We start from the raw sequence: 25284 nt of genomic DNA, 5'->3' as shown, positions 1-25284 counted from the left end.
TGGGTAAGTAATATATGTACTTAGCCAATCGGCTATGGCGAGATGAATGTTTCAATGTACTTATTCACATCGGCTTCAGAGATTTCCTGACGCTGTGCCAATATGTCGAGAATTTTCAGGCTGACATCTGTGAACCCAAAAACACCTTCGGTTAGAATTGCCAGTCGCTTTAGCATCTGGCTGTTCAGCTCTGCAGGATCAGACAAGTCCCTGAGATAGATAATGTCCCCGTCCAGCATTTGAGTCGATTCAAAGTCCGAAAGAACTCCCGACCATTTCGATATGACCAGCCTGTTCTCGATTTGCGTAAAACTATGAGGCAAAAACCCCAATTTTCTGAGAAATGTGTCAACCTCGCCAAAACCTGGCTGATTCTCGTACAATGGAAAAAACGACACTTCGGTCTGTATGGCGGCGACATTTTTCAGCGTGTTTTCCGCCGAGGTAAACACCGAAAGCTCGGCGCCCTGAATATCGATTTTCAGAAAGTCCACTGGACCCAAACCTGCGATATCATCCAGCCGCTGCGTCTGCATCTCCATACTGCCAATTTGCCTTGCAGCATTGCGTAGGCCGCGTAGGTAAAAAAGTGTTTTTCCCCTTATTTTCAGCAAGGATGTCAAACCCGAGCCCTTGTAGATATTCAACAAGGCCGGTCTGCCGTCTCCGACTGCAAAGTTGAAATACTCTTCATTTGCACCTTTATTGCGGACGACCTCTTTCATCGTATTTTCCTGAGGTTCGAAACCGACGACATTGCAAAATTTGTTCTTTAGTAGGTCACGGTAAGGGGCGTCACGGCGCATTGGATTGGCGCCAATATCGGCAATGCGTACAAAACTGGTCAAATCCAGAAGATCGTACAAAGCAGAAATGCGGGCGCTGAAAAGATTATCCATTTCTTAGAACCGTAAGCGCTTCGGCCAACTTGCGGCTGATCCGCTCTGGCGCGCGCTCCTGAGCGAATTCGAAGCACGCCCTACGTTTTTCAGCGAGTTCTGAATCGGACATTTCCATCACCTTCATCATCATGCGGATCAGTCCTCGAGGGTTTTGTGCGGGATACAGTAGATCATGACAGGATTCCGGGGTCGTCTGCCGGTGGGGTTCAATGTCCGGGGCGACAACTGGCAAGCCGAAGGTCATGGCAAGCATTGCGGTTCCAGAGGTGAAGGTTTGTGTAGATGGCAAAACATAGGCGTGAGCTTGGGAAAACACACCCGGAATGGCCTCATCTTCTACGCGTTCGCCTATCACGGTTACGTTTGAAATGGCGTCCAGCCGTCGTACCAATCGCCGACTGGGCCGAAAGACTCGGCCTACCACTGACATATGAAAGTCGAAACCCCTGTTGGTTAGCTTCCGGATGGCGAAATGAAGCCGGTCCAACTCGCGGTTTCCGCGCATCGCGCCAAAGGTCAAAAAGTGAGTCTGATCGCGTGGTTGCATCAGGCGCGCAAGCGTGATTTCAGCGCTTTCATAAACGCCTAGATAGCTTGGGTGAGGGATCAGGCAAATCTTATTCGGTTCCGCGTCATATAGGGCGATCATATGTTGTCGCGCATTCGGGGTATGGACATGGATCATATCGACCAGCTCTGCCAACTTGCGTCGCGCCGCGTGAAATCCATCGTTGCCCTCACGCGCTGAATGCGCGGCGCGATTGTGAATGGTCCAGATGACGCGACCACCGTTTGATTTATACAGCTCAAGTCCCGACACGGCATCTTGAAACAGAGCGTTGTTCGCGGGATCTTCACCATCCATGATCGGAAACAGCCTGTCATCCCATTGGATATGCAGGATTCCGTGTTCGGTCTGAAATTCTGGTTTCGCAATCTCTGCAAAGTTCAGCTGTTTCATTGCAGCTAGAGAAAACTCTGGCTCGCATGCGCTGTACATCATGTTTTGATAGGGGTTTTTGGTGCCGTAGGGAATATTCAATACTCGTGTCTGCATACGGCACTCAGCTTTTGCTTTCTCGGGTGCAGACTCCATGCACATAAGCTCAATGTAAAGGTGAAATCACCCATCTTTATTGACTGTTTTCAAGGCTAAATGGTTGGCTTTCGCACTTGCAGCGTGTATCTATACACGGGAATTTAGCGAGGTCGGAAATGGTACAACTCACCCTGCCAAAAAATTCTCGGATTACCACCGGAAAGACATGGCCCAAGCCAGAGGGCGCGACGAATGTGCGCAAGTTCCAGATCTATCGCTGGAATCCTGACGACGGTCAAAATCCCCGGGTGGATACCTATTTCGTCGATATGGACAGCTGCGGTCCGATGATTTTGGATGCGCTGATCAAGATCAAGAATGAGATCGACCCAACCTTGACCTTCCGCCGGTCTTGTCGCGAGGGCATTTGTGGGTCCTGTGCGATGAATATCGACGGGATCAACACACTGGCCTGTATCTATGGCATGGATGAGATCAAGGGCGATGTGAAAATCTATCCTTTGCCCCATATGCCTGTGGTCAAGGACCTGATTCCGGACCTGACCCATTTCTATGCCCAGCACGCCAGCATCATGCCCTGGCTAGAAACCAAGACCAACCGGCCTGCGAAAGAGTGGAAGCAATCCATTGAAGACCGCAAAAAGCTGGATGGTCTTTATGAATGTGTGATGTGCGCCAGCTGCTCGACCTCGTGCCCAAGTTATTGGTGGAATGGCGACCGCTATCTTGGCCCGGCGGCTCTGCTGCATGCATATCGTTGGATCATTGACAGCCGAGATGAGGCAACGGGTGAGCGCCTGGATGAGCTGGAAGATCCGTTCAAGCTGTATCGTTGCCACACAATCATGAACTGCGCCAAAACCTGCCCGAAGGGTCTGAACCCTGCAAAGGCAATCGCCGAGATCAAAAAGATGATGGTCGAACGCACGGTGTGAGGCGGACTTGATCCATGTGCCTGCTGTGTTGCGGCAGGTGCAATTCCCATTTGCAAGAATATGTGGTGTGAACGCCTGCAGCCTGTCCTATGTTTGGCTCAGGGAGGAGTGATTATGTCACAATGGGATCACTCCGATGAGAACCAAAACCAACTCCGCTGATGCCGCCGAAGCCCTGGAATTGCTGGAACAGGCATGGGCCTATTATACGCCAGAAACGGTAATCCCCACTTCAGAGCGGATGCCAGAGCTGTTCGAATACGCAAATGCTGCCTGATCTGCGATTGCAGGGCTTGAAAACAACCGACTGATCAGCGAAGCAGGAGAATGCCTGTTTTTCTTCTGCTTCTTGCTGCCGCCGTATTCGCCTATTTTCTGTGGCGCGCCCGTACTTCGTCACTGACGCGTGAATGCCGCTGGCGCCAGCACCGAAAAGAAGGGCAATGGGTCTGTTCGTTTTGCGGTGCTCAGACCGATGGGGCGGAAAGCCCCAAGCAGTGTTTAAAGGGATCGACCGCTAGATAGCCGATGCGGGACAGGGTCGACCCTGCCCCAACCCGTTTGCTAAGCCTTTGGAAACGCCGCCTGAAGTGCGATCTCAACCATGTCGCCAAAGCTGCTTTCACGTTCGGACGATGGCAGAGCTTCTCCTGTCAGCAAGTGGTCGGAAACGGTCAGCACGGCAAGGGCCCGGCACTTGTGGCGCGCGGCCAGGATGTAAAGTTCGGCGGCTTCCATTTCGACGCCCAGAATGCCGTGACGCACCATCTGTTCGTTCAGATCGGGACGTTCATCGTAGAATACATCCGAGGAATAAATCCCGCCAACATGAGTTGGTGTTCCTTTGTTTGCCGCAGCCTGAAAGGCGGCCTGCAACAGGCTCCAATCCGCGCAAGGTGCAAAGTTGAGCTCTTTCATGATCCCCCGAGACGGCGTGCTGAGCGTGGTCGAAGTCATCGCCAAAATGACATCACGTATGTTCACACTGTCCTGCATCCCGCCACATGACCCTATACGGATCAAAGTCCTGGCGCCAAAATCGCGGATCAATTCATTCACGTAAATTGACAGCGAGGGCATTCCCATGCCGCTGCCTTGAATCGTCACCGGATTACCTTTCCAGGTTCCGGTGAAGCCCAACATGCCACGCACGTCATTCACCAGTTTGGCGTTATCCAGAAAAGTTTCTGCCGCCCATTTTGCCCGGTAAGGATCACCGGGTAAAAGAACTGTTTCAGCGATTTCGCCTTTTTCGGCGCCTATATGAATCGTCATTTCGTTATCAATTCCATTCAGATTTCCATATCCGAAATATCCGCTCCGGCTTTCAAAGCTTCGTGTACCCAATGCGGCTTGCGACCGCGTCCCGACCAGGTTTGATCGTGGTTGGATGGATTTCGGTATTTTGCTTTTGTTTTCGATACCTTAAGAGATTTCGAGGACCCATCAGAAAGTTCGGAAAGGGAAAACCCAAATTCCGCTGCGGCTTTCTGAGCGGCTTTCAAAGCCTCTTTCCTATCACGTCTTTCGGCTGCTTTCAGCGCGACATCTACATTGGCACGCAATTCCAACAGTTCATTGCGCGTCATCTTTTCGAGATTCATTCCCATTTACATTCCCCTGATGTTACCGAATTACAATGTCCCCGAAGAGTCACCGTAGTTCTAAAAGCATCCATTATCTATCCCTTTTGCGAAGGCGATAGATACGGGGAAAATGGGTGGCAAATCGGCGGTTATTCAGCGGCCAGGTTTTGCGGATCAACCAAGGAAACTATGTCGCCCATGATTGCATTCAACTCGAAGTTTTTTGGCGTGTAGATTTTGGCCACACCCATCGCTTTGAGCTTTTCAGCATCGTCATCAGGGATAATGCCACCGACAACAACAGGAACATCGTTCAGGCCCGCCTCGCGCAGACGGTTCAGAACGTCCTGAACCAACGGTATGTGACTGCCGGACAGAATCGACAGGCCGATCACATGGGCTTTGTCCTCGATTGCGGCGGCCACAATTTCCTCGGGTGTCAGACGGATGCCGTCATAGCTGATGTCCATGCCGCAATCGCGGGCGCGGAAGGCGATCTGTTCGGCGCCGTTTGAATGACCGTCCAGGCCGGGCTTGCCGACCAGGAACTTCAGGCGACGCCCCAGCTTGTCGCTGACCGCGTCAACGGCCGAGCGCAAGTCCTCCAGCCCTTCGGTTTTGTTTGAGACCGAGCCGGAAACGCCGGTCGGGCCGCGATATGTGCCATAGACTTTGCGCATCTCTTCGGCCCATTCGCCGGTGGTGACGCCAGCCTTGGCGGCGACGATTGACGGCTCCATTACATTCGCACCGGATTGTGCGGCCTCACGCAAAGCGGCCAGCGCTGCTGCAACTGCCGCGCCATCCCGTTCGGTGCGCCATTCGTTCAGGCGGTTGATCTGTTCCTGCTCTACTGCCGGATCAACGACCATGATGCCGCCGTCTTCGGTTTCCAGGGGTGAGGGCTCGCCCTCGGTCCATTTGTTCACGCCGACCACAATGGTCTCGTTGCGCTCGATCCGGTTGAGGCGCTCTGCGTTGGAATCGACTAAACGGGACTTCATGTATTCGATCGAAGCGACAGCACCCCCCATCGAATCCAGGTTCGCCAGTTCGGCCCGCGCGCCCTGTTTCAATTCTTCGACTTTGGCGTCTACGGCCGGGTTGCCGTCGAACAGATCGCCATATTCCAGCAGGTCGGTTTCATAGGCAAGAATCTGTTGCATCCGCATCGACCACTGCTGATCCCACGGGCGGGGCAGGCCAAGGGCCTCGTTCCATGCGGGCAGCTGAACCGCGCGGGCACGGGCCTTTTTCGACAAGGTCACCGCCAGCATTTCGATCAGGATACGGTAGACGTTGTTTTCCGGCTGCTGCTCGGTCAGTCCCAGTGAGTTCACCTGCACCCCATAACGGAAGCGGCGGAATTTCGGGTTTTCAACGTCATAACGTTGTTGCAGGATTTCATCCCAAAGATCCACAAAGGCGCGCATTTTGCACATCTCGGTGACAAAGCGGATGCCGGCATTCACAAAGAACGAAATCCGTCCGCACAATGCTGGGAAATCCTCGGCCGGGACGCGCGGGCGCAACTCGTCAAGAACGGCGATGGCGGTAGCCAGCGCATAGGCCAGTTCCTGTTCGGGCGTCGCGCCAGCCTCTTGCAGGTGATAGGAACACACATTCATCGGGTTCCATTTCGGCACATTGGAATAGCAATACTCGGCCACATCCGCGATCATCTTGAGCGACGGTTTCGGCGGGCAGACATAAGTGCCGCGGCTTAGGTATTCCTTGATCAGATCGTTCTGAACCGTGCCCTGCAGTTTCGAGACATCGGCGCCCTGTTCCTCGGCAACCGCTATATAGAGCGCCAGCAACCAAGGAGCCGTGGCGTTTATCGTCATCGACGTGTTCATCTGTTCCAACGGGATCTGGTCGAACAAAACCCGCATGTCGCCCAGATGGCTGATCGGTACACCCACTTTACCAACCTCGCCGCGTGCCAGCGTGTGATCGCTGTCATAGCCGGTTTGCGTCGGCAGATCGAAGGCCACTGACAGACCCGTCTGACCCTTGGCCAGATTCCCGCGATACAGCGCGTTGGACGCTTTGGCGGTGGAATGACCGGCATAGGTTCGGATGAGCCAGGGGCGATCTTTCTGCGTCTGCGTCATAGCTGGGCCTCGTATTGCGGGTGGGCAAGAAAATTGCGTTCATGGGTTCTAAAGCGCAATTTTCGGGACATGTCAATTCGCTGCGTCGCGGCATTTCCGGTTGTGCCGATTGTGGGATGCAGCGATTGGTGGCAGGGTGCATTTATGACACAGACCGTGGAACTTCCGCTTTGGCTGTTTTTGTTGATCCTGGTATTCGCCGCGGTCACACTGGCCTCGCATTTTCTGTTTCCGTCTGTGCGGTGGTTTTTTCGTCGTAGGTTGGAGCGCGCGGTCAAACGCCTGAACACGCGCCTGCAGCGCCCGATACAGCCGTTCAAGCTGGCCCGACGCCACGATATGATTCAACGCCTGATCTATGATCCTCAGGTAGGGCAGGCCGTGCAGCAGCACGCACGTGAAGAAGGCATCCCCGAAGCGGTCGCCTTTGAACAGGCCCAGCGGTATGCGCGCGAGATCGTGCCTTCTTTTTCCGCCGTTGCCTATTTCAGTATCGCCATCCGGTTGGCGCGGATTCTGAGCAACGCCTTTTATGATGTACGGCTTAGTTATCAGGATGAAGATGCCCTGAAAGATATTGATCCAAATGCGACAGTTGTTTTTGTGATGAACCACCGCAGCAACATGGATTATGTGCTGGTCACCTATCTGGCGGCCCAGCAATCGGCTTTGTCTTATGCTGTTGGCGAATGGGCGCGTGTTTGGCCGCTCAGTCGGTTGATTCGTGCGATGGGGGCCTATTTTATTCGCCGCAAGTCCGGCAGCGAACTCTATCGTCAGGTATTGGCCTGCTATGTCCGGCATGCCACCGATGCCGGTGTCACACAGGCTATGTTCCCCGAAGGCGGGCTGAGCCTGACGGGGGCTATGGCACGCCCCAAGCTGGGGCTTTTGAAATACATAATCGATGGTGCCAGCGCGGATGGGGCGGATGTGGTGTTTGTTCCCGTTGCGCTAAACTATGACCGGGTTCTTGAAGATACGATCCTGACCAAGGCCGCACTTGGCAATCAAAGGCAATTTCGTGCCCGGATCGGGGTCATAACTGGGTGGATATTGAAACAAATAGGTAGGCGCCTAACCGGTCGCTACCAGCGGTTTGGATTTGCTGGGGTGCGATATGGTCACCCTATCTCGTTGAAGGAATTTCGCACCGCCCATGACGATGTAATGACTGATCTCGCGCGCGAACTCATGCAACGGATCAAAGAAGCGATTCCGCAGGCGCCTGTTCCTGCAGCGTGCTGGCTGGTTCGCACCAAAGGAGAAATGCCCGAAGACGAGCTTAAAAGCTTGATCACCGGGTTTTTGCAACGTGACGGAACTTTGGGTGATCAGGATGAGTCTGCGGTTTCAGCTGCCTTGGATCAGCTGGTCGAACGGAGAATTCTGAAACGAGAAGGTGGGAAAATATCTCAATCCGGGCAAAGGGTTGATCTGCTCGACTACTATGCAGCCTCAGCCCCGATTGGCGACGGCTGGCCTGATGCTGCGGCAGCGAAAGAAGTTTCTGCAGGCGCTGGGTCATAAAATTACAAAAATGATGCAAAATCTATTGCATTATTTCCTTCAGGCCAATATCTCATCATCCAACGCAAGCGCTTCTGCATCGCGGCAAACAGGAATGAGAAATAAGGAGGCCAACATGGCTCTGGACACCGACAGCGGTATCGCAACTTACGACGCGCCGGAAAAAGACCTCTATGAAATGGGTGAAATCCCTCCGATGGGGTTTGTGCCTAAGAAAATGTATGCATGGGCAATCCGTAAGGAACGCCACGGGGAACCGGATACTGCGATGGTCCAGGAAGTCGTGGACGTACCAGAGCTGGACAGCCACGAGGTGTTGGTTCTGGTGATGGCGGCGGGCGTTAACTATAACGGCGTCTGGGCATCCCTGGGCAAGCCGATCTCGCCCTTTGACGGCCACAAGGCCCCGTATCATATCGCCGGTTCTGACGCTTCGGGGATCGTATGGGCCGTGGGTTCGAAAGTAACGCGCTGGAAAGTGGGCGACGAGGTTGTCATTCACTGCAACCAGGACGATGGCGACGACGAACATTGTAATGGTGGCGATCCGATGTATTCGGACAGCCAGCGGATCTGGGGTTATGAAACGCCGGATGGGTCTTTTGCACAGTTCACCAATGTTCAAGCCCAGCAGTTGATGCCGCGCCCCAAGCACCTGACCTGGGAAGAAAGCGCTTGCTATACTCTGACGCTGGCGACCGCGTATCGGATGCTGTTCGGGCACGAGCCGCATGATCTGAAGCCGGGCCAGAACGTTCTGGTCTGGGGTGCCTCGGGCGGCCTGGGCTCTTATGCGATCCAGCTGATCAATACCGCAGGCGCCAACGCAATCGGCGTGATCTCGGACGAAAGCAAGCGTGACTTTGTTATGGGGCTGGGCGCCAAGGGCGTGCTGAATCGCAAAGACTTTAAATGCTGGGGTCAGTTGCCCACAGTAAACACACCGGAATATGCGGACTGGTTCAAAGAGGCGCGCAAATTCGGCAAGGCGATCTGGGAAATCACCGGGAAAGGCAAGAATGTCGACATGGTGTTTGAACATCCCGGCGAAAGCACATTTCCGGTGTCGACCTTTGTCGTGAAAAAAGGTGGTATGGTTGTGATCTGCGCCGGTACCACCGGCTATAACCTGACTTTCGACGTTCGCTATATGTGGATGCATCAGAAACGCCTGCAAGGTTCGCATTTTGCGCATCTCAAGCAGGCTGCTGCCGCGAACCAACTGATGGTCGAACGCCGTCTGGATCCCTGCATGTCCGAAGTGTTTGCCTGGGGTGAATTGCCCGACGCGCATATGAAGATGATGCGGAATGAGCATAAACCAGGCAATATGTCGGTTCTGGTTCAGGCGCCGCAGACGGGCTTGCGCACGCTTGAAGAGGTTCTAGACGCAAAAGGCTGAGCCCCCAAAAAAAAGAATATTAGCACCCGCGAATCGCATCGAGCGAGCGCGGGTGCATCTATTTCTAGGCATTAGGCAATAATTACAGTGGGTTGCGAAATCGTGACCCGCTAGTTTTGGGGAGTAGAAACCAGTGAATAGGCTTAAAAGCATCTCACATGTTATGGTTGTGTTAACCCTTCGTTAACCGTTTCGGAGAGACTTTAGATGGCGCATAATGAGTGGATACTGGACGTTTTGTCGGACCTCAACGCCTTCGCTGTTGAAAACGGTTTGACCGCACTTGCCGAGCAGCTTGATGATACCAAGTTGATCGCAGCGGCCGAGATTGCGTCCATGCAGGATAAGGCACAGGCGCCCGCGAATGGGAACACAACTCGACATGAGTCAGGTCCTAGAGGACTTGGAAAGCACCAACACGCTTGACGAGTTGGGCGATGTAGCCGTTCGATTGCGCGACCGGCTGCAGGTTGAACATCTTATCTATCATTGGGTTGATGGTGCCGGGGATCAATACGGCTATACAACTTACCCGGACGCTTGGGCCGAGCGATACCGTGAGCGGAATTATCACCGCATAGATCCGGTGATCCTGGGGTGTTTCCAACGGTTCCACCCGGTTGACTGGAAATTGCTGGACTGGTCTGGAAAAGTGGCGAAAGCCTTTTTGCAAGATGCCCTTGAACATGGAGTTGGCAATCAGGGTTATTCGATCCCCATCCGGGGGCCGAACGGCCAGTTTGCCTTATTCACAGTGAATCACTCATGTGATGATGAGAAATGGAAGTCCTTCATCGAGGCCCATGGCCGCGAGCTGATTTTGATCGCGCATTACTTTAACCGAAAGGCTCTGGAGTTCGAAACCGACAGGCAGCCGGATACGACCCGGGGCCTGTCGCCTCGTGAGACGGATGCCATGACCTTGCTGGCGCTTGGATACAGCCGGGCACAAGTCGCGCACTCACTGTCAATCTCGGAACATACGCTGCGTGTCTATATTGAAAGTGCGCGTGCCAAGCTTGGGGCGCAGAACACCACCCATGCTATCGCAACGGCTCTTAGCCGTGGATTAATAGTGGTTTAACAAGCGCACGCTCTAAAAACGGGAAATTAACCACGACTTTGTACTCCCTTCGTTCTTGCACAAGACGAGGGGAAAAGTCATGTTGCGCTATTTGTTTGCGGACGAACTACATAAATTTCCGAATCTGGCCGAGGGGATGTTCCGGGATCGCGCCGATCAGTTCAAAACCCGGCTGGGCTGGGATGTTCACGTGGACGAAAAAGGAGAAGAGCGGGATCAGTATGATGACCTGAATCCGCTCTATGTCATCTGGGAAGAAGAGGATGGCAGTCATGGGGGGTCGATGCGGGTTTTGCCGACGACAGGACCTGTCATGGTGAATGAGGTGTTTGGGCATCTGACAGGAGGTAAGCCTGTCCACAGCCCGCTGATCTGGGAGGTGACGCGGTTCTGCCTGTCACGAACGGCCAGTGCCCATACTGCCGGTGCCATCATGCTGAGCGGCGGCGAAATCATGGAAGGGTTCGGGCTGACCCATATTGCAGGCGTCTTTGATGCGCGCATGATTCGGATCTACCGTCTGATCGGTTCGTCTCCAGTCGTTCTGGGGTCACAAGGGAAAGGGCGTGATCAGATTTCGGTTGGGCTCTGGCCCTATTCGGCCGAGGATTGCAATCGGGTGGCTGAACGGGCGGGCATCCCACGTGAGCTGTCCAGGATGTGGTTCAAAGCCGCGTTTGGCACTGTCCGGCAACACCGGTTTGCCCTGTCCGCCTGACGGGGTCTGAAAGCCAATTCCATATCTGGCGATAGCTGGCGTGGCCCTGTAGGGTCGCGCCATGTCTATACCCACAGTAACCTTTTCTGACGATCAAGCCGCCGCCTATGACAGCATTTCCGAGATGCTGAAATCTGCCGGTGTGGACCTGGATGATGATGCTCTGCTGAAAATGCCCGGCAATGGCGAATCCGGGGTGATGGCCGTGATCGGCAAGGCGGGTTCAGGGAAAACGCTACTGCTGGCAGAGCTTTACAAAGCATTGGTTGACGCGGGTCTTCAGATTGTTTCCGGTGATTTCGAAAGCCGCAAAGCGCGCGAGAAACGCAGCTTGGCCATTCTTGCGCCAACGAACAAGGCCGCCAGTGTTTTGCGCCTGCGGGGTGTGCCTGCGACCACGATCCACCGCATCCTCTATACGCCGGTTTATGACCCGGAATATGAACGCATTGCCGAATGGCTGGCGGGCAACGATGAACGCCCCGAGGTTGAAGGGTTGACTGACGAAGCCCTGGACCGGGCGGCCGCTTTTTATCAGAACAACAAGTCGATCCCCGGCGCGCTGGCCGCTGCGGGCCTTCGTGGGTCCGACTTTATCACCGGCTGGAAGCGTCGGGAGGAGCCGCTGGACATAGGCTTTGTAGATGAGGCCTCGATGCTGGATGACCGGCAGTTCGAAGACCTGAAAGAGATCTTTCCGACCCTGTTGCTTTTTGGCGATCCGGCGCAGCTCGCCCCGGTCAATCAGTCCGGCAGCATGGTATTCGAGACTCTGCCCGAGCCGCGAAAGCAGGTATTGCACAGGGTCCACAGGCAGACGGCAGACAACCCGATCCTGGACCTCGCGCATGCGCTGGCCGACCCTCAGATGAGGTTTGAGGATTTTGAACGGCTTGTCGAACAGACCGCCCGACAGGATGACCGTGTTGTTTGGGGGCAGCGTGTTGAAGTTGACCTAATGGCCCGCAGCCCGGTTCTGGTCTGGCGAAATGCCACCCGAATTCGCTTGATTCAGGCCTTCCGCAATGTTCACGCTGCACCCGACACCGAGCTTCTGGCGGGAGAGCCGCTGATTTGCGATGGAATCGAACTGCCGCTGAAGCACCGCAAGAAAAGACTGGATCTTGAGGCGCGCGGGCTAATCAAGGGTGCTCAGGTCATCTATCTGGGGCCAGGACGAAAACCGGGGTTTTCGCGCCTGCATGTGATGGGGGCCGAGGATCCTCAGGTCAGTGCAGCGTCGATTGTCAAAATCGAAATGCCTGATGAGGAAGAACCGTTTATTCCATTTGCTGCGCGTATGGGGGCAACCTTTTTGCATGGCGCAGCAGTGACTATTCACAAGGCGCAGGGGTCACAATGGGACACGGTACAGGTGTTTGCGCCGGATATATATGCGGCTGCCCGGATGGGGCGAACCGAGGCTGGGCAACCTTTGTGGAAACGTCTGGCTTATGTTGCGATCACGCGGGCGCAAGAAAGGTTGATTTGGGTGGTGCGCAACAGGCTGGCCAAGCCCACTTATCCGCTGCGCGTGGATGATTTGCGCGCGGCTCCGGCTGCGACGCTGACCCTGGAGGCCGAAGAGATATGAAATCCATCATAATCACAGGCGCCAGTTCAGGCATCGGACGGGCAACTGCCGAGCTGTTTTTGGCCGAGGGCTGGGCGGTCGGGCTGCTGGCGCGCAGCGCGGATGTGCTGAACGAATTGGCTGAAAGGCACAAGAATGCGATCCCCTTGGTGACCGATGTTACCGACCCCACCGCTGTTTCGGGTGCTTTCGAGACATTCCAGAATGAGGCGGGACGTCTTGACGTATTATTCAATAATGCCGGAATCTTTGCCCCCGGCGGCACGATAGACGAAATCCAGTTGGAGGATTGGTACCAAAGCGTCAGCGTGAACCTGAACGGGATGTTCCTAAGCGCGCGCGAAGCCTTTCGCATCATGCGGCATCAGGCCCCGCAAGGCGGAAGGATCATCAATAACGGTTCGATCGCCGCGCATGTACCGCGTCCGAATTCGGTCCATTACACCGCTACGAAACACGCGATAACAGGCCTGACACGCAGCCTATCACTGGACGGGCGCGCCTTTGGTATCGCATGTGGTCAAATCGATATTGGCAACGCGCGAACACAGATGGTGCAAAACCTGGTTGAAAACGCCATCGCGGGAGGGCAGCAGCCCGACCCGACGATGGCTGTTGACGATGCCGCACGTTCTGTACTGCACATGGCGTCTTTGCCTGCAGAGGCAAACGTCCAGTTCATGACCGTCATGGCCACTACGATGCCCTATATCGGGCGTGGATAGGGCTTTAGTTCTCGCGCAATAGTCGGAAGGCTGTGGACGCTCCCCAACCCGCCGCGATGGCAATGACCAAAGACATCAGGCCATACCAGACCGGCTGCTGACGGGACATGTTGTAGAGGAACCGTTCCAGCCCGACCTTCCGCACGTCGATTGTGGTCTCGAACTGGGAAACAACCTCTCGGCCGCGGGTCAGGTATATGCGCGCGAAATAGGCGCCTTCGGTCAAATCGGCTGGCATGTCGATTGAGGTTCGGAACAATGTCTGCTCGTCCACCGCAACCGTATTTTCGCGGATAGAATACAAGCCCTCATCCTCACGGATGCGAACGACGGCCTCGGCAAAATTCTGCGCGCCCCGGATATTCATCGCGGCACCCACTGACCGAATGGCCCGTTCAATCGAGATCCTGTACCGCAAGTCTTCTGTATCTGACAGGATTTCTGTAAGCGGAGCGCTGGTGGCAACCGCATAAAAACTGGGCGCAAGGTCGACCAGGACGCTGTCGGTGTTGACCCAGATACCCAGCCTGCGTTCTTTTCGCCGGACCGTCACTGGGCTCGAGGGGCCTGCAACGGCCACGATAACTTGAAGCGGTGGGCCGGAAGGGATCGGCGTTTCACGTTTCACGGCACCGAAAATAAGAATTTCCGAGCCATCGAAATTCGCCGTGATGGCAACCCGGTCCTGACTTAGGCCAAGCACGACCTGTTCCTCCTCGGCGATGGCCGGGGTGACACAAAGGGCGAGTAGCAGGATCAACCGTCTCAGCATGATCAGTGCCCCCCTGCAACGCCGAGCGAGTAGAGCTCGGAGGGTTCCAGAAGCAGATCCAGCGCCAGCTTGCCACAAACCACCAAGACCAGTGCAGCCAGCAATACGCGCAGCTGCTCGGCAGGCATTCGTGCGCCGATCACCGTTCCGATCTGCGCCCCGATCACGCCGCCGACCAGCAACAACACAGCCAGAACAATGTCGACTGTGTAGTTGGTTGTCGCGTGCAGCATCGTGGTGAACGCTGTTACGAAAATAATCTGGAATAGGGAGGTGCCGACAACGACTTTGGTGGGCATTCCCAGCAGGTAAATCATGGCAGGAACCATGATAAAGCCGCCTCCGACGCCCATGATCGCAGAAAGGATACCTACGCTAAGCCCGACCAGGACGGGGGGGATGACCGAGATATAGAGGCCCGATGTACGGAACCGCATTTTGAACGGCATCGCGTGAATCCAGCCGCGCTGACGACGTGCAACAGGGGCGGCGGTGCCCTTTTTGGATTTACGCAGCGCGTTCAGGCTTTCGATGAACATCAAGCTGCCGACGACGCCCAGAAAGACCACGTAACACAGGGTTACGAGCAAATCGACTTGTCCGAGGCTTTTGAGATAGTTGAAGATCACCACCCCGAACGCAGCACCGATCAGTCCCCCGACCAGCAATACCGTGCCCATCTTCAGGTCGACCGTCTTTCGGCGGAAATGGGCCAGAACACCAGAAAAGGACGAGGCGACAATCTGGTTCGCTTCGGTGGCTACGGCAACTGCTGGTGGGATGCCAATGAAAAACAACAGCGGGGTCATCAGAAACCCGCCGCCGACCCCGAACATCCCTGATAGGATGCCGACCATGCCGCCCAACCCCAGCAGCAGAAAGGCGTTTACGGAAACTTCAGCGATAGGAAGGTAAATTTGCATGAGGTACTAGTAATTAGGGCCAGCTGCGTCGCGCAATGTGACACATTCGACTTCTGGAATTTGTGAAAGGGTTCGTATCTGACGCGCAGAATCACGCCCTTGGCGAGGCAGGGTAAAGCAGGGCTGGCGGCTTGGACCAGTCTGAATCTGTGCATCCGCAGAAGGCGTTTTGATAGGGAGTATCCCCTTAGACCAAGCGCAAGACCTAGCATCCGGCACCCCGGCGAGAAACTCTCTCAAATCAGCTGTCACTGGAAACACATCCATGCCCCTTTAGAGCCGTTGCGGCATGTAAAATCAACTCTACATGCCGCCATGCAGCGAACAGGACTGACGTGTGTTTCAAACTGGACCTATTACCGCTCTTTTACATAGGGTTCGCCACCGGCCTTCGGTGGAACAGCCTTGCCGACAAAGCCGGCCAAAATGACGACGGTCAGGATATATGGCAGCGCATCCATGACCTGCACAGGAATCACCACGCCACCCAGGTCAATATTTTGGAACCGCAACGCAACCGCTTGCAACAGTCCGAACAGCAGGCAAGCCCACATCGCGTGCCATGGCCGCCATTTTGCAAAGATCAGGGCGGCCAGCGCGATGAACCCGCGACCGGCGGTCATTTCCTTGACGAAGCCAGCTTGCAGGGCCGTGGCCAGATAGGCACCGGCAATGCCGCACAGCACGCCACAGATCGCTACAGCCGCAAAACGCAGCCCAACGACAGAAACCCCGGCCGTATCCACCGCGGCTGGGTTTTCACCCACCGCGCGCAGGCGCAGGCCAAAGCGGGTGCGGTACAAAACCCACCAAGTTGTCGGGACCAGAAGGAAAGACACATAGACCAGGATCGAATGGCCGGACAGCAGCTCGGAATAGATTGGCCCAAGAAATGGGACATCACTCACCGCATCCGCAAAAGGGAAGGTGATCGGTTCAAAGCGCCCTCCGCCGAACAGCGAGGGGGTACGCCCGCCCTGTTTGAACCAGCTTTGCGCGATCAGGACCGTCAGCCCCGAGGCCAGAAAGTTGATGGCGACGCCCGAAATCAGCTGGTTGCCCCGAAAGGTGATCGAGGCCACCCCATGCAGGGCGGACAGAACAAGCGAGGCCGCGATCCCGGCCAGCAATCCCAGCCAGACCGATCCGGTCACGGCGGCAACGGCAGCAGAAAAGAACGCCGCGATCAGCATCTTGCCCTCAAGCCCGATGTCGAAAATACCGGCGCGTTCGGAATACAGACCGGCCAGGCAGGCCAGCAACAGCGGCGTGGCCAGGCGGACGGTCGAATCGAGGACCTGGATGAGGGTAACGAAAGTATCCATCGCTTAGCCCTCCTTCCGCATGGCAAGGAACAGTTTCTCAAGCGGCATGCGGACCATGTTGTCCAAGGCGCCGGTGAACAGGATCACCAGGGCCTGTATGACTACGATCAGCTCGCGCGGGATAGACGTCCACAACGCCAGCTCGGCCCCGCCCTGATAGAGGAAACCAAACAGCAGCGCCGCAAGGAACACGCCAAACGGATGGGACCGGCCCATCAGCGCCACGGCGATACCGATAAAGCCAGCGCCCTCGGTCGAGTTCAGAACCAGCCGCTCTGCCTCACCCATCACGTTGTTGGTGGCCATCAGACCAGCCAGCGCGCCCGAGATCAGCATGGCGATGATGGTGATCCGAACCGGAGAAATACCGGCATAGACGGCACCGGTTTCCGAATGCCCATAGGCGCGGATCTCATAACCCAGACGGGTACGCCAGATCAGCGCCCAGACGATCACGCAGGCCAGGACCGCAACAAAGAATGAGATATTGGCAGGCGCGCCACGGAACACGACGTTTTCAGCGGTCGAGAACATCGACTGGAACGTCGGCAGGTGTACCGCCTCGGGGAAACGCGCAGTCGCCGGGTCTTGCGAGCCCTGCGGGCGCATGACGTTGACCAGCATATAGTTCAGCAAGGCCGCAGCGATAAAGTTGAACATGATCGTGGTGATCACGATATGGCTGCCGCGTTTGGCCTGCAGATAGGCCGGTATGGCGGCCCAAGCGGCCCCAAACACCATCGATGCAGCACAGGCGGCCAGCAAGGCGATGCTCCAATGCGGCCAGTCGATGTAAAGGCACACGACGGCCACGCCAAGCCCGCCCAGCATCGCCTGACCTTCGCCACCGATATTGAACAGCCGGGCATGAAAGGCGACCGCCACGGCCAGTCCGGTGAACATGAAATTCGTGGCGTAATACAGCGTATAGCCCCAGCCATAGGTCGATCCCAGCGCACCGGTGACCATCAGGTTCACCGCTTCGATCGGGTTTTCGCCAATGGCGAGGATCACCAGCGCCGACAGGATTGCAGCCAGAAGTAGACTGATCACCGGGATCAGAACGACATCGGCCCATTTGGGCATTTTTTCCATGTTACGCTGCCTCTCCCGCAACACCGGCCATCAACAGGCCAAGTTCTTTTTCATCAGTTTCATGGGGCAGGCGTTCGCCCATGATATGTCCGTCAAACATGACCGCGATTCGATCCGACAGCGAGAATATCTCTTCCAGCTCGACCGAGACCAGCAGGATCGCCTTGCCCTGGTCGCGCAGGTCGACGATCTGTTTGTGAATGAATTCGATCGCCCCGATATCCACGCCTCGGGTCGGCTGACCGACCAACAGCAGGTCCGGATTACGTTCGATTTCACGCGCGACGACGATCTTCTGCTGATTGCCGCCCGAAAAGCTTTTAGCCGACAGCCAGGGGTTCGGCGGGCGCACATCGAATTTTTCGATCTTGGCTTCGGTATCGGCGCGCAGGGCGGCGTTATCCATGAAGAGGCCACGCTTATAGGCCGGGTCTCGGTGATAGCCGAAGGCCACGTTCTCCCAGGCGTGGAAATCCATGATCAGGCCTTCGCGCTGGCGGTCTTCGGGCACATGCGCAATGTGCTGCGCGCGCCGCGCCTGGCCATCTGACCCCACCCCGCTGAGCGCAAGCGGCGTGCCGTTCAGTTTGATCTGGCCCTGGCCCGGGCGCATGCCGCCCAGAACCTCTAGCAGTTCGGATTGGCCATTGCCGGCGATGCCTGCGATGCCGACGATCTCACCGGCGCGCACGGTCAAGTCGATGCCTTTGACACGCTCGACGCCCGCGCTGTCGAAAACACGCAGGTTTTCAATCTCGAGGATGGGCTTACCGGGCTGCGCCGGAACCTTGTCGACCTGCAGCAGAACCTTGCGGCCCACCATCAGCTCGGCCAGTTCTTCGGGGCTGGTCTCGGCGGTTTTCACGGTGGCCGTCATTTGCCCGCGGCGCATAACCGACACGGTGTCGGTGTTTTCCATGATCTCGCGCAGCTTGTGGGTGATCACGATGATCGTCTTCCCCTCGGTCCGCAGCCGGTCGAGGATGCGGAATAGCTGATCCGCCTCGGAGGGGGTTAGAACACCCGTCGGTTCGTCCAGAATCAGGATCTCGGCCTTGCGATACAGCGCCTTGAGGATCTCGACCCGCTGCTGCATCCCCACACCGATCTCGTCGATCTGTTTGTCGGGATCCACGAACAGCTCGTATTCTTCTTCCAGCTCTTTCAACTCTTTGCGGGCCTTGGTCAGGGACGGGGCCAATAGCCCGCCATCCTCGGCGCCCAGCACGATGTTTTCCAGAACGGTGAAATTCTCGACCAGTTTGAAATGCTGAAACACCATCCCGATGCCCGAGGCGATCGCGGTCTGGCTGTCAGGGATTTCGGTCTTTTGACCGTTGATCCAAATCTCACCTTTGTCGGCTTTGTAAAAGCCGTAGAGAATGCTCATCAGCGTGGATTTGCCCGCACCGTTTTCTCCGATGATCCCATGGATCGTACCGGGGGCGACGCTGATGGAAATGTCTTTGTTGGCCTGAACCGGCCCAAAGGATTTGGATATCCCTTTGAGCTCAATGGCGGGGACGGTCATGTCTTGTCCTCAGTTGCCGAAAGGACTGCCCGGTCATCCCGGTGCAGCAAAGTGGAATCGGGCCGGGAGCATCACCCCCGACCCGCGCGATATCAGAACTGCAGTGCTGGGCAGCTGTCGTTCTCGTAGTAGCTGACAACTGAAACATTGCCGTCGATGATGTCCTGACGGGCTTTGTCGACTGCTGCTTTCATATCATCCGAAACCAGCGGAGCGTTGTTGTCGTCGATCGCATAGCCAACGCCGTCTTCGGCCAGACCCATGATATATACGCCGGTCTCAACGTTCTCGCCTGCGCTCATCGCCTCATAAACAGCGACGTCCACGCGCTTCAGCATCGAGGTCAGAACTTTGCCCGGGTGCAGGTGGTTCTGGTTGCTGTCGACACCGATTGACAGGATGCCTTCGTCAGCAGCGGTTTGCAGAACACCAACACCGGTGCCGCCAGCTGCGGCATAGACCACGTCGGCACCCTGGCTGATTTGTGCCTTTGTCAGTTCCGAGCCCTTAACCGGGTCGTTCCATGCCGCAGGCGTTGTGCCGGTCATGTTGGCAACCACGTTGATATCGGGGTTCACCGCCTTGGCACCCTGAGCATAGCCGCAGCCAAAGTGACGGATCAGCGGAACATCCATGCCGCCGATGAAGCCAACGGTTCCGGATTCGGACGCCATCGCAGCCATCATACCAACCAGATAAGAGCCTTCGTGTTCAGCGAAACCAACCTGACGCAGGTTGGGCGCGTCCAGCCAGGTTACGTCGACAACAACGAATTTCGTGTCCGGATAGTCGGCAACAACCGCGCTGAGCGGGTCAGCCATACCGAAACCCATGGTGATGATCGGGTTCGAGCCTGCTTCGGCAAAGCGGCGCAGGGCCTGTTCGCGTTGCGCTTCGGACTGCATTTCGATCTCGCGGTAGGTGCCGCCCGTTTCTTCCGCCCAGCGTGAGGCGCCGTTATGCGCGGCTTCGTTGAACGATTTGTCGAACTTGCCGCCCAGATCAAAGATCAGTGCCGGTTCGGCCAGTGCGGCACCCGCTGTCAGTGCAACCGCCGCTGCGGCGCCCATCAAGGATTTCATCAGGGTCATTTGTTACTCCCGTTTGTTATTTTTTCGGTCAGAGCCAAGATAGCCCCGTTTACCCACTGTGAGCGAGCATAACCGTTGTGATGGCGGGAATTAAGGCCGTTTGCAACCGCCGCGGTCAACAGATTTTTGACCATTTGGTCCAAGAAAATTCGCGGCCTGTCTCAGGTTAAATCGCATTCCATGACGACGGCATCAATTTTCCGATTATTTTCAATCGTATAGTAATTCTTGCGCGTGCCGCACACGCGATACCCGCAATGCTTGTAAAGTGTTGTCGCTGGCTGATTGGCGATGGAAACATCCAGAATCGCCCGGTTGGCGCCCAGTTTTTTGGCAGCCGCGTGCCATTCCGCCATGCGTTTCCGGGCCAATCCCTGACGCTGAACTGTGGGATGGGTGGCAATCGTCAGCAGTTCGGCTTCGTCTGCGATTGCCTGGAAAAGGGCAAAGGACTGGGCATCACCTACGATATGGGTAAAGCGATTCTGCAGCAGCTCTGCAAACTCTGTGGCGGTCCAGGGGCGCGATTGTGTGAATGCTGCGGCGTGAGTATTTGCCAGTTCTTCGGGGGTCATCCGTCCAGCAACATCGGAGGTTGGTCCTTGGAGGGCGCCGCATCAGCGGGGCGTATGTACAGGGGGGCGGGGGCCTCGGTCGTGGTCTGCCATCTTTGCGCTGTCACGCGGGCAATAGCGCAGACCTGAGCCTTTGGGTTGTCGTTGAACATCAGCGTACCCAGCGATTCTGCCTGATCAAGCTGGATCAGTTCCGGTTCCATATCAGGCCGCGAAACATAGACCTGGTCCCTGGGCGCGCGGATCGCTGGCAGTGCATCTCCGTCCAGGGTGGCAAGTGCGTCAAAGCCCGACACACCGATGGCCGGTATCCCCAGACCTAAGGCCAGACCCCGCGCGGCCGAGACCGATATGCGGATGCCGGTGAAATTTCCGGGGCCAATTCCAACGCCGATTGCCGACAGGTCGCGCCATGAGCATTGCTCTGCTGAAAGCACCTCTTCGAGCAGCGGCATCAGACGTTCGGCTTGTCCCCGCGACATGGGCTCGACACAAGACACAACAATCCGGTCACCGCGCAACAAAGCGGCCGCGCAATGCGCGGCCGATGTGTCAAACGCCAGAATGATAGGATCAGACGGCAACAGGGCGAACCTCGGTCACTTCGGGAATGTAGTGACGCAGCAGGTTTTCGATTCCCATCTTCAACGTCAGCGTCGAGGATGGGCAGCCTGCGCAGGCGCCTTGCATATGCAGGTAGACAACGCCGCGGTCAAAACCGTGAAACGTGATGTCGCCCCCGTCCTGCGCGACTGCCGGGCGCACACGGCTGTCCAGCAGGTCTTTGATCTGGTTGACCACCTCGGCGTCTTCGCCGCTGTGTTCAGCATGGCCCGAACCCGCATTGGCATCCGCGCCCATGATCGGCTGGCCGGACTGGTAATGCTCCATCACCGCGCCCAGAATGGCGGGTTTGATGTGGTCCCACTGAACGTCGTCCGCTTTGGTCACGGTTACGAAGTCATTGCCGAAAAATACCCCGGTCACGCCACTCACAGCGAAAATGCGGTTGGCCAGCGGCGACTTTTCCGCAGCCTCAGCCGATGGGAAATCTGCAGTGCCCGCTTCCAGCACGGTCTGGCCGGGCAGGAATTTCAGGGTTGCAGGGTTCGGTGTGGATTCGGTCTGGATGAACATGGCGCGGCTCCGTATCTGTTGTCTCTGATATGCGGGTCCACGAGCTGGAAGTCAAGAATTGGAACGATTCTAAATTTCCGCAGCTAAGCTTATCGCGTCGTCCAGCCGATCATCGCCCCAGAACAGCTCATCCCCGACCAGAAAGCTGGGCGCGCCAAAAAGCCCTTTGGCCTGAGCGGTTTTTGTCTGCGCGATAAGCGCTGCTTTGATCGCCGGATTCTGGGTCTGGGAAAGTAAATCAGCGGCAAGCCCGGCTGAGCTGAGGCATCCGGCCAAAACAGCCTCATCCGCGATGTTCTGCCCTTGGGCAAATTCGGCAGAATAGACGGCGCGCACAAAGGCAGCTTTTTGCCCCTGATCTTCAATCGCCAATGTTAACCTGGCCGCTTTCAAGCCGTTCTGCGGAAAAGGATCGGGCCGGACAAATGGCAAGCCGCGCTGGGCGGCCAGGCGTTCCATATCCCGCCACATGTACCGACCTTTTGCCGGGTACAGATTGAACGGAGAATTATCCCACCCTTGGGTGGCAAAGATTGGCCCCAGCAGAAAAGGCTGCCATTCGACCGAGACGCCATGGCGGGTGGCAGCCTCTTCGATACGCATCGCGCTGAGATAAGAATAGGTCGAGGCGAATTCGAACCAGAATTGAATGCTGCGTTGCATCGGTGTGGCCTCAGGTAATCGCTTCGAGTTTTTCTTTGCTCAGATCACCAGGAACAATAGTGATTGGGATCGGCAGGCTGCCTGAGTTTTTGGTCAGTTGAGTCACCAATGGGCCAGGTCCCTTTTTGTCAGTGCCTGCACCCAGAACCAGAACGCCGATATCAGGATCGGATTGCACATGCTCGATGATCTGGGCAACGGGCTCGCCTTCGCGGATGGCCAGTTCAGGATCAACGTCTTGCTTGTCGCGCATCCATTTTGCGAAAACTTCAAAATGCGCATGGATACGCTCGCGCGCTTCTTCACGCATGACGGTGGCAACGCCGATCCAATGGTTGAATTCGTCCGGTGGGATTACCGACAGGATTGTTACGCCGCCGCCGGTATGGGCCGCGCGCATAGCCGCGAATCGCATCGCATTCAGGCATTCGCGACTGTCATCCAGAACCACTAGGAACTTGCGCATGGGTGTCCTCATTCATTTCCGGGGATCATGCCCGACTAGGTGCGTGCTGGCAACCAGAGCCTAACGCCCACTGGCGGCCCAGTCCCAATACAGGTCGCGTGCACGCCGGGCGATGGGACCGACCTGAAACCGGGTGTCCTCCAGCGCGGTCACCGGGGTGATCTTGCTCATGTTGCCAGTCATGAATACCTCGTCGGCCCCGTAGAAATCCTCGAAACTCAGAACCGCCTCATGCACAGCCACGCCGTCGGCCCGCAGGTTTTTGATATGTCGTGCACGGGTGATGCCGGCAAGGAAGGTGCCGTTGGGGACGGGGGTAAAGACCTCGCCGTCGCGGACCATAAAGATATTGGCGGTTGCGGTTTCGGCTACGTTGCCCAATGCGTCAGCCACCAAAGCATTCGAAAACCCGTTCGCACGTACCTCGTTCAGCATCCGTGCGTTGTTGGGATACAGGCACCCGGCCTTGGCATTCACCACTGCTGATTCCAGTACAGGACGGCGGAATCGGGTCAGTCCCAGCGTGGCCGAGGCGGTCTCAGGCGCCATCGGAATCTCTTCTAGGCAGACAGCAAACCCGGTGCTGTTTTCCTGCGGTACGATCGCTGTCGCATCTCCGTCGATGCCCCAATACATCGGGCGGATATACACGGCCGTGTCGGGCGCATAGGCTTCAAGCCCTTCGCGCACGATCTCAACCATTTGCTCTGTGGTGACGGTGGGGGTCAGCATCAGCGCCTCGGCAGAGCGGTTCACGCGGGCGCAATGGGCATTCAGGTCCGGGGTCAGCCCGTTGAAGAACCGCGCGCCGTCAAAGACGGATGATCCCAGCCATGCGCCATGATCCGCAGCGCGCATGATCGGTGCATCCCCATCATGCCATTGCCCGTTGAAATAGGTGCGGATGTTCTTGCCGACTGCCATGACGCCCTCCCAAGCTTTGAGGCAAACCTAGGAAGGCGTTAAGGCAACGTCCAGAGCCAATCAGCCCCGTTTCGCACCAACCATGCCGACGATGTCATAGGTCTGCTGCAGGATCGGGGCCGCAATCGCGCGCGCCTTTTCTGCGCCATTGGCCAGAATGCGATCAATCTCGGCCTCTTCGCCCATCAAGCGGGCCATTTCGGTCGAGATCGGAGACAGTTTGGCAACCGCCAGATCGGCCAGCATCGGTTTGAACTCGCCAAATTGCTTGCCGCCAACGTCGGCCAGAACCTGATCCGCCGTCTGATCGCTGAGGGCGGCGTAGATATTCACCAGATTGCGGGCCTCGGGGCGGTTGTCCAAGCCATCGACTTCCGAAGGCAGAGCGTCCGGGTCGGTCTTGGCCTTTCGGATTTTCTTGGCGATCGTGTCGGCATCATCGGTCATGTTGATCCGGGTCATGTCAGAGGGGTCGGATTTGGACATCTTTTTTGACCCATCGCGCAAGCTCATGACCCGAGTTGCCGCACCTTTGATGACGGGTTCTGTCAACGGAAAAAAATCGACGCCATAGTCATGATTGAACTTAGTTGCGATGTCTCGGGTTAGTTCCAGGTGTTGCTTTTGATCATCTCCGACGGGAACATGTGTCGCGTGATATACAAGGATATCTGCGGCCATGAGCGCCGGATAGGCGAATAGGCCCAACGATGCATTCTGCGCGTTCTTGCCAGCCTTATCTTTGAACTGTGTCATGCGCTGCATCCAGCCAAGCCGGGCAACGCAGTTAAAAATCCATGCTAGTTGCGCGTGCTCAGGAACCTGGCTTTGGTTAAACAGGATCGATTTTTCGGGATCTAATCCTGATGCGATATACCCCGCGCACAGCTCACGCGTTGCGTGCTGCAACTCTTTGGGGTCCTGCCAAACGGTGATCGCGTGCAAATCGACCATACAGTAGATTGTCTGATAGTTGGACCCTTGCATCCGAACCCAGTTCCGCAATGCGCCCAAATAGTTGCCAAGGTGCAGGTTACCGGATGGCTGTGCACCGGAAAACACGCGCGGCGTGAACTTGGAATCGGTCATCGAAGGGAACTCCCGTCTGGAAAAATCAGCCCCCGTCGCT

The 25284-nt window shown here is 56.4% G+C and carries 26 protein-coding genes; 8 read left to right on the top strand and 18 right to left on the bottom strand.

All coding sequences use genetic code 11. The features are described from left to right. Window positions 1-32 precede the first annotated feature (32 nt). A complete protein-coding gene (locus tag AC2FLE_RS08385; protein ID WP_496696423.1) occupies window positions 33-899 on the bottom strand; it encodes an FkbM family methyltransferase in 867 nt (288 codons plus the stop codon). After that, complete coding sequence (locus AC2FLE_RS08380; protein WP_496696421.1) at window positions 892-1959, bottom strand: glycosyltransferase family 4 protein; 1068 nt, start codon at window positions 1957-1959, stop codon at window positions 892-894. The genes AC2FLE_RS08385 and AC2FLE_RS08380 overlap by 8 nt, the downstream gene beginning before the upstream one ends. A gap of 158 nt (window positions 1960-2117) precedes the next feature. On the opposite strand from AC2FLE_RS08380, the gene AC2FLE_RS08375 reads away from it, so the two are divergent. Next, complete coding sequence (locus tag AC2FLE_RS08375; RefSeq protein WP_142635506.1) at window positions 2118-2897, top strand: succinate dehydrogenase iron-sulfur subunit; 780 nt, start codon at window positions 2118-2120, stop codon at window positions 2895-2897. A gap of 136 nt (window positions 2898-3033) precedes the next feature. Continuing rightward, window positions 3034-3174, top strand: a complete 141-nt coding sequence (locus tag AC2FLE_RS08370; protein ID WP_185956642.1) for a hypothetical protein — start codon at window positions 3034-3036, stop codon at window positions 3172-3174. Between the two features lie 287 nt (window positions 3175-3461). Here AC2FLE_RS08370 and deoD read toward each other — a convergent pair whose 3' ends face one another. The 3 genes from deoD to AC2FLE_RS08355 form a co-directional block, all read right to left on the bottom strand. Further along, complete coding sequence (gene deoD / locus AC2FLE_RS08365; protein ID WP_496691783.1) at window positions 3462-4172, bottom strand: purine-nucleoside phosphorylase; 711 nt, start codon at window positions 4170-4172, stop codon at window positions 3462-3464. 17 nt (window positions 4173-4189) lie between these two features. Further along, window positions 4190-4507, bottom strand: a complete 318-nt coding sequence (locus AC2FLE_RS08360; RefSeq protein ID WP_496696418.1) for an H-NS histone family protein — start codon at window positions 4505-4507, stop codon at window positions 4190-4192. Window positions 4508-4632: 125 nt separating this feature from the next. Continuing rightward, window positions 4633-6615 carry a protein meaA gene (locus tag AC2FLE_RS08355; protein ID WP_496696590.1) on the bottom strand — a complete coding sequence of 661 codons (1983 nt, stop codon included), beginning with the start codon at window positions 6613-6615 and terminating at the stop codon, window positions 4633-4635. A 129-nt stretch (window positions 6616-6744) separates the two neighbouring features. Between AC2FLE_RS08355 and AC2FLE_RS08350 the strand changes: the two genes are divergently transcribed. The 6 genes from AC2FLE_RS08350 (at window position 6745) to AC2FLE_RS08325 (ending at window position 13653) form a co-directional block, all read left to right on the top strand. Further along, the gene (locus AC2FLE_RS08350; RefSeq protein WP_496696416.1) at window positions 6745-8130 is read left to right on the top strand and encodes a 1-acyl-sn-glycerol-3-phosphate acyltransferase; all 1386 of its coding nucleotides are present in this window, start codon (window positions 6745-6747) and stop codon (window positions 8128-8130) included. A 115-nt stretch (window positions 8131-8245) separates the two neighbouring features. Then, a complete protein-coding gene (gene ccrA / locus AC2FLE_RS08345; RefSeq protein WP_496696414.1) occupies window positions 8246-9532 on the top strand; it encodes a crotonyl-CoA carboxylase/reductase in 1287 nt (428 codons plus the stop codon). A 364-nt stretch (window positions 9533-9896) separates the two neighbouring features. Next, the gene (locus AC2FLE_RS08340) at window positions 9897-10616 is read left to right on the top strand and encodes a helix-turn-helix transcriptional regulator (RefSeq protein ID WP_496691781.1); all 720 of its coding nucleotides are present in this window, start codon (window positions 9897-9899) and stop codon (window positions 10614-10616) included. A gap of 79 nt (window positions 10617-10695) precedes the next feature. Beyond that, window positions 10696-11334, top strand: a complete 639-nt coding sequence (locus tag AC2FLE_RS08335; RefSeq protein WP_496696412.1) for an acyl-homoserine-lactone synthase — start codon at window positions 10696-10698, stop codon at window positions 11332-11334. A gap of 61 nt (window positions 11335-11395) precedes the next feature. Beyond that, window positions 11396-12928 (top strand): ATP-dependent DNA helicase, encoded by a 1533-nt coding sequence (locus AC2FLE_RS08330; RefSeq protein ID WP_496696410.1) that lies wholly within the window; start codon window positions 11396-11398, stop codon window positions 12926-12928. Continuing rightward, window positions 12925-13653 (top strand): SDR family oxidoreductase, encoded by a 729-nt coding sequence (locus AC2FLE_RS08325; RefSeq protein WP_282021633.1) that lies wholly within the window; start codon window positions 12925-12927, stop codon window positions 13651-13653. The genes AC2FLE_RS08330 and AC2FLE_RS08325 overlap by 4 nt, the downstream gene beginning before the upstream one ends. Window positions 13654-13657: 4 nt before the next feature. Here the strand turns inward: AC2FLE_RS08325 and AC2FLE_RS08320 are convergent, their stop codons facing one another. The 13 genes from AC2FLE_RS08320 to trpS form a co-directional block, all read right to left on the bottom strand. Then, a complete protein-coding gene (locus AC2FLE_RS08320; protein WP_142635529.1) occupies window positions 13658-14425 on the bottom strand; it encodes a TIGR02186 family protein in 768 nt (255 codons plus the stop codon). Window positions 14426-14427: 2 nt separating this feature from the next. Further along, window positions 14428-15348 carry a sulfite exporter TauE/SafE family protein gene (locus AC2FLE_RS08315; protein ID WP_142635531.1) on the bottom strand — a complete coding sequence of 307 codons (921 nt, stop codon included), beginning with the start codon at window positions 15346-15348 and terminating at the stop codon, window positions 14428-14430. Between the two features lie 356 nt (window positions 15349-15704). After that, window positions 15705-16673 carry an ABC transporter permease gene (locus tag AC2FLE_RS08310; RefSeq protein ID WP_142635533.1) on the bottom strand — a complete coding sequence of 323 codons (969 nt, stop codon included), beginning with the start codon at window positions 16671-16673 and terminating at the stop codon, window positions 15705-15707. Between the two features lie 3 nt (window positions 16674-16676). Beyond that, window positions 16677-17768, bottom strand: a complete 1092-nt coding sequence (locus AC2FLE_RS08305; RefSeq protein WP_142635535.1) for an ABC transporter permease — start codon at window positions 17766-17768, stop codon at window positions 16677-16679. A 1-nt stretch (window position 17769) separates the two neighbouring features. Beyond that, a complete protein-coding gene (locus AC2FLE_RS08300; RefSeq protein WP_496696406.1) occupies window positions 17770-19299 on the bottom strand; it encodes an ABC transporter ATP-binding protein in 1530 nt (509 codons plus the stop codon). Between the two features lie 92 nt (window positions 19300-19391). Further along, window positions 19392-20390 (bottom strand): BMP family lipoprotein, encoded by a 999-nt coding sequence (locus AC2FLE_RS08295; protein WP_142635539.1) that lies wholly within the window; start codon window positions 20388-20390, stop codon window positions 19392-19394. Between the two features lie 161 nt (window positions 20391-20551). Further along, entirely contained in the window at window positions 20552-20965 is a 414-nt protein-coding gene (locus tag AC2FLE_RS08290; RefSeq protein ID WP_496696404.1) for a GNAT family N-acetyltransferase, read from the bottom strand. Next, entirely contained in the window at window positions 20962-21549 is a 588-nt protein-coding gene (gene tsaB / locus AC2FLE_RS08285) for a tRNA (adenosine(37)-N6)-threonylcarbamoyltransferase complex dimerization subunit type 1 TsaB (RefSeq protein WP_496696402.1), read from the bottom strand. The genes AC2FLE_RS08290 and tsaB overlap by 4 nt, the downstream gene beginning before the upstream one ends. Further along, window positions 21539-22102: a NifU family protein gene (locus AC2FLE_RS08280; RefSeq protein WP_271948391.1), complete on the bottom strand. Its 564-nt coding sequence runs from the start codon at window positions 22100-22102 to the stop codon at window positions 21539-21541. Before AC2FLE_RS08280 ends, tsaB begins: the two co-directional genes overlap by 11 nt. 69 nt (window positions 22103-22171) lie before the next feature. Beyond that, window positions 22172-22765 carry a 2-hydroxychromene-2-carboxylate isomerase gene (locus AC2FLE_RS08275; protein WP_496696400.1) on the bottom strand — a complete coding sequence of 198 codons (594 nt, stop codon included), beginning with the start codon at window positions 22763-22765 and terminating at the stop codon, window positions 22172-22174. A gap of 10 nt (window positions 22766-22775) precedes the next feature. Continuing rightward, the gene (locus AC2FLE_RS08270; RefSeq protein ID WP_142635548.1) at window positions 22776-23231 is read right to left on the bottom strand and encodes a universal stress protein; all 456 of its coding nucleotides are present in this window, start codon (window positions 23229-23231) and stop codon (window positions 22776-22778) included. Window positions 23232-23291: 60 nt separating this feature from the next. Then, window positions 23292-24155 (bottom strand): branched-chain amino acid aminotransferase, encoded by an 864-nt coding sequence (locus AC2FLE_RS08265; RefSeq protein ID WP_496696398.1) that lies wholly within the window; start codon window positions 24153-24155, stop codon window positions 23292-23294. Window positions 24156-24215: 60 nt separating this feature from the next. Then, complete coding sequence (gene trpS, locus AC2FLE_RS08260) at window positions 24216-25244, bottom strand: tryptophan--tRNA ligase (RefSeq protein ID WP_496696396.1); 1029 nt, start codon at window positions 25242-25244, stop codon at window positions 24216-24218. Window positions 25245-25284 lie beyond the last annotated feature (40 nt).

The sequence above is a fragment of the Ruegeria sp. CDSA077 genome (assembly GCF_059612265.1).
Note: the sequence above shows the minus strand (reverse complement) of the source record. Positions and strands in the feature narration are given on the sequence as shown.

Bases quoted from the DNA above. Each gene is read 5' to 3' on its own strand.
- AC2FLE_RS08385 (WP_496696423.1), bottom strand. From the start codon at position 899: ATGGATAATCTTTTCAGCGCCCGCATTTCTGCTTTGTACGATCTTCTG.
- AC2FLE_RS08380 (WP_496696421.1), bottom strand. From the start codon at position 1,959: ATGCAGACACGAGTATTGAATATTCCCTACGGCACCAAAAACCCCTAT.
- AC2FLE_RS08375 (WP_142635506.1), top strand. From the start codon at position 2,118: ATGGTACAACTCACCCTGCCAAAAAATTCTCGGATTACCACCGGAAAG.
- AC2FLE_RS08370 (WP_185956642.1), top strand. From the start codon at position 3,034: ATGAGAACCAAAACCAACTCCGCTGATGCCGCCGAAGCCCTGGAATTG.
- deoD (WP_496691783.1), bottom strand. From the start codon at position 4,172: ATGACGATTCATATAGGCGCCGAAAAAGGCGAAATCGCTGAAACAGTT.
- AC2FLE_RS08360 (WP_496696418.1), bottom strand. From the start codon at position 4,507: ATGGGAATGAATCTCGAAAAGATGACGCGCAATGAACTGTTGGAATTG.
- AC2FLE_RS08350 (WP_496696416.1), top strand. From the start codon at position 6,745: ATGACACAGACCGTGGAACTTCCGCTTTGGCTGTTTTTGTTGATCCTG.
- ccrA (WP_496696414.1), top strand. From the start codon at position 8,246: ATGGCTCTGGACACCGACAGCGGTATCGCAACTTACGACGCGCCGGAA.
- AC2FLE_RS08340 (WP_496691781.1), top strand. From the start codon at position 9,897: ATGGGAACACAACTCGACATGAGTCAGGTCCTAGAGGACTTGGAAAGC.
- AC2FLE_RS08335 (WP_496696412.1), top strand. From the start codon at position 10,696: ATGTTGCGCTATTTGTTTGCGGACGAACTACATAAATTTCCGAATCTG.
- AC2FLE_RS08330 (WP_496696410.1), top strand. From the start codon at position 11,396: ATGTCTATACCCACAGTAACCTTTTCTGACGATCAAGCCGCCGCCTAT.
- AC2FLE_RS08325 (WP_282021633.1), top strand. From the start codon at position 12,925: ATGAAATCCATCATAATCACAGGCGCCAGTTCAGGCATCGGACGGGCA.
- AC2FLE_RS08320 (WP_142635529.1), bottom strand. From the start codon at position 14,425: ATGCTGAGACGGTTGATCCTGCTACTCGCCCTTTGTGTCACCCCGGCC.
- AC2FLE_RS08315 (WP_142635531.1), bottom strand. From the start codon at position 15,348: ATGCAAATTTACCTTCCTATCGCTGAAGTTTCCGTAAACGCCTTTCTG.
- AC2FLE_RS08310 (WP_142635533.1), bottom strand. From the start codon at position 16,673: ATGGATACTTTCGTTACCCTCATCCAGGTCCTCGATTCGACCGTCCGC.
- AC2FLE_RS08305 (WP_142635535.1), bottom strand. From the start codon at position 17,768: ATGGAAAAAATGCCCAAATGGGCCGATGTCGTTCTGATCCCGGTGATC.
- AC2FLE_RS08300 (WP_496696406.1), bottom strand. From the start codon at position 19,299: ATGACCGTCCCCGCCATTGAGCTCAAAGGGATATCCAAATCCTTTGGG.
- AC2FLE_RS08295 (WP_142635539.1), bottom strand. From the start codon at position 20,390: ATGACCCTGATGAAATCCTTGATGGGCGCCGCAGCGGCGGTTGCACTG.
- AC2FLE_RS08290 (WP_496696404.1), bottom strand. From the start codon at position 20,965: ATGACCCCCGAAGAACTGGCAAATACTCACGCCGCAGCATTCACACAA.
- AC2FLE_RS08280 (WP_271948391.1), bottom strand. From the start codon at position 22,102: ATGTTCATCCAGACCGAATCCACACCGAACCCTGCAACCCTGAAATTC.
- AC2FLE_RS08275 (WP_496696400.1), bottom strand. From the start codon at position 22,765: ATGCAACGCAGCATTCAATTCTGGTTCGAATTCGCCTCGACCTATTCT.
- AC2FLE_RS08270 (WP_142635548.1), bottom strand. From the start codon at position 23,231: ATGCGCAAGTTCCTAGTGGTTCTGGATGACAGTCGCGAATGCCTGAAT.
- AC2FLE_RS08265 (WP_496696398.1), bottom strand. From the start codon at position 24,155: ATGGCAGTCGGCAAGAACATCCGCACCTATTTCAACGGGCAATGGCAT.
- trpS (WP_496696396.1), bottom strand. From the start codon at position 25,244: ATGACCGATTCCAAGTTCACGCCGCGCGTGTTTTCCGGTGCACAGCCA.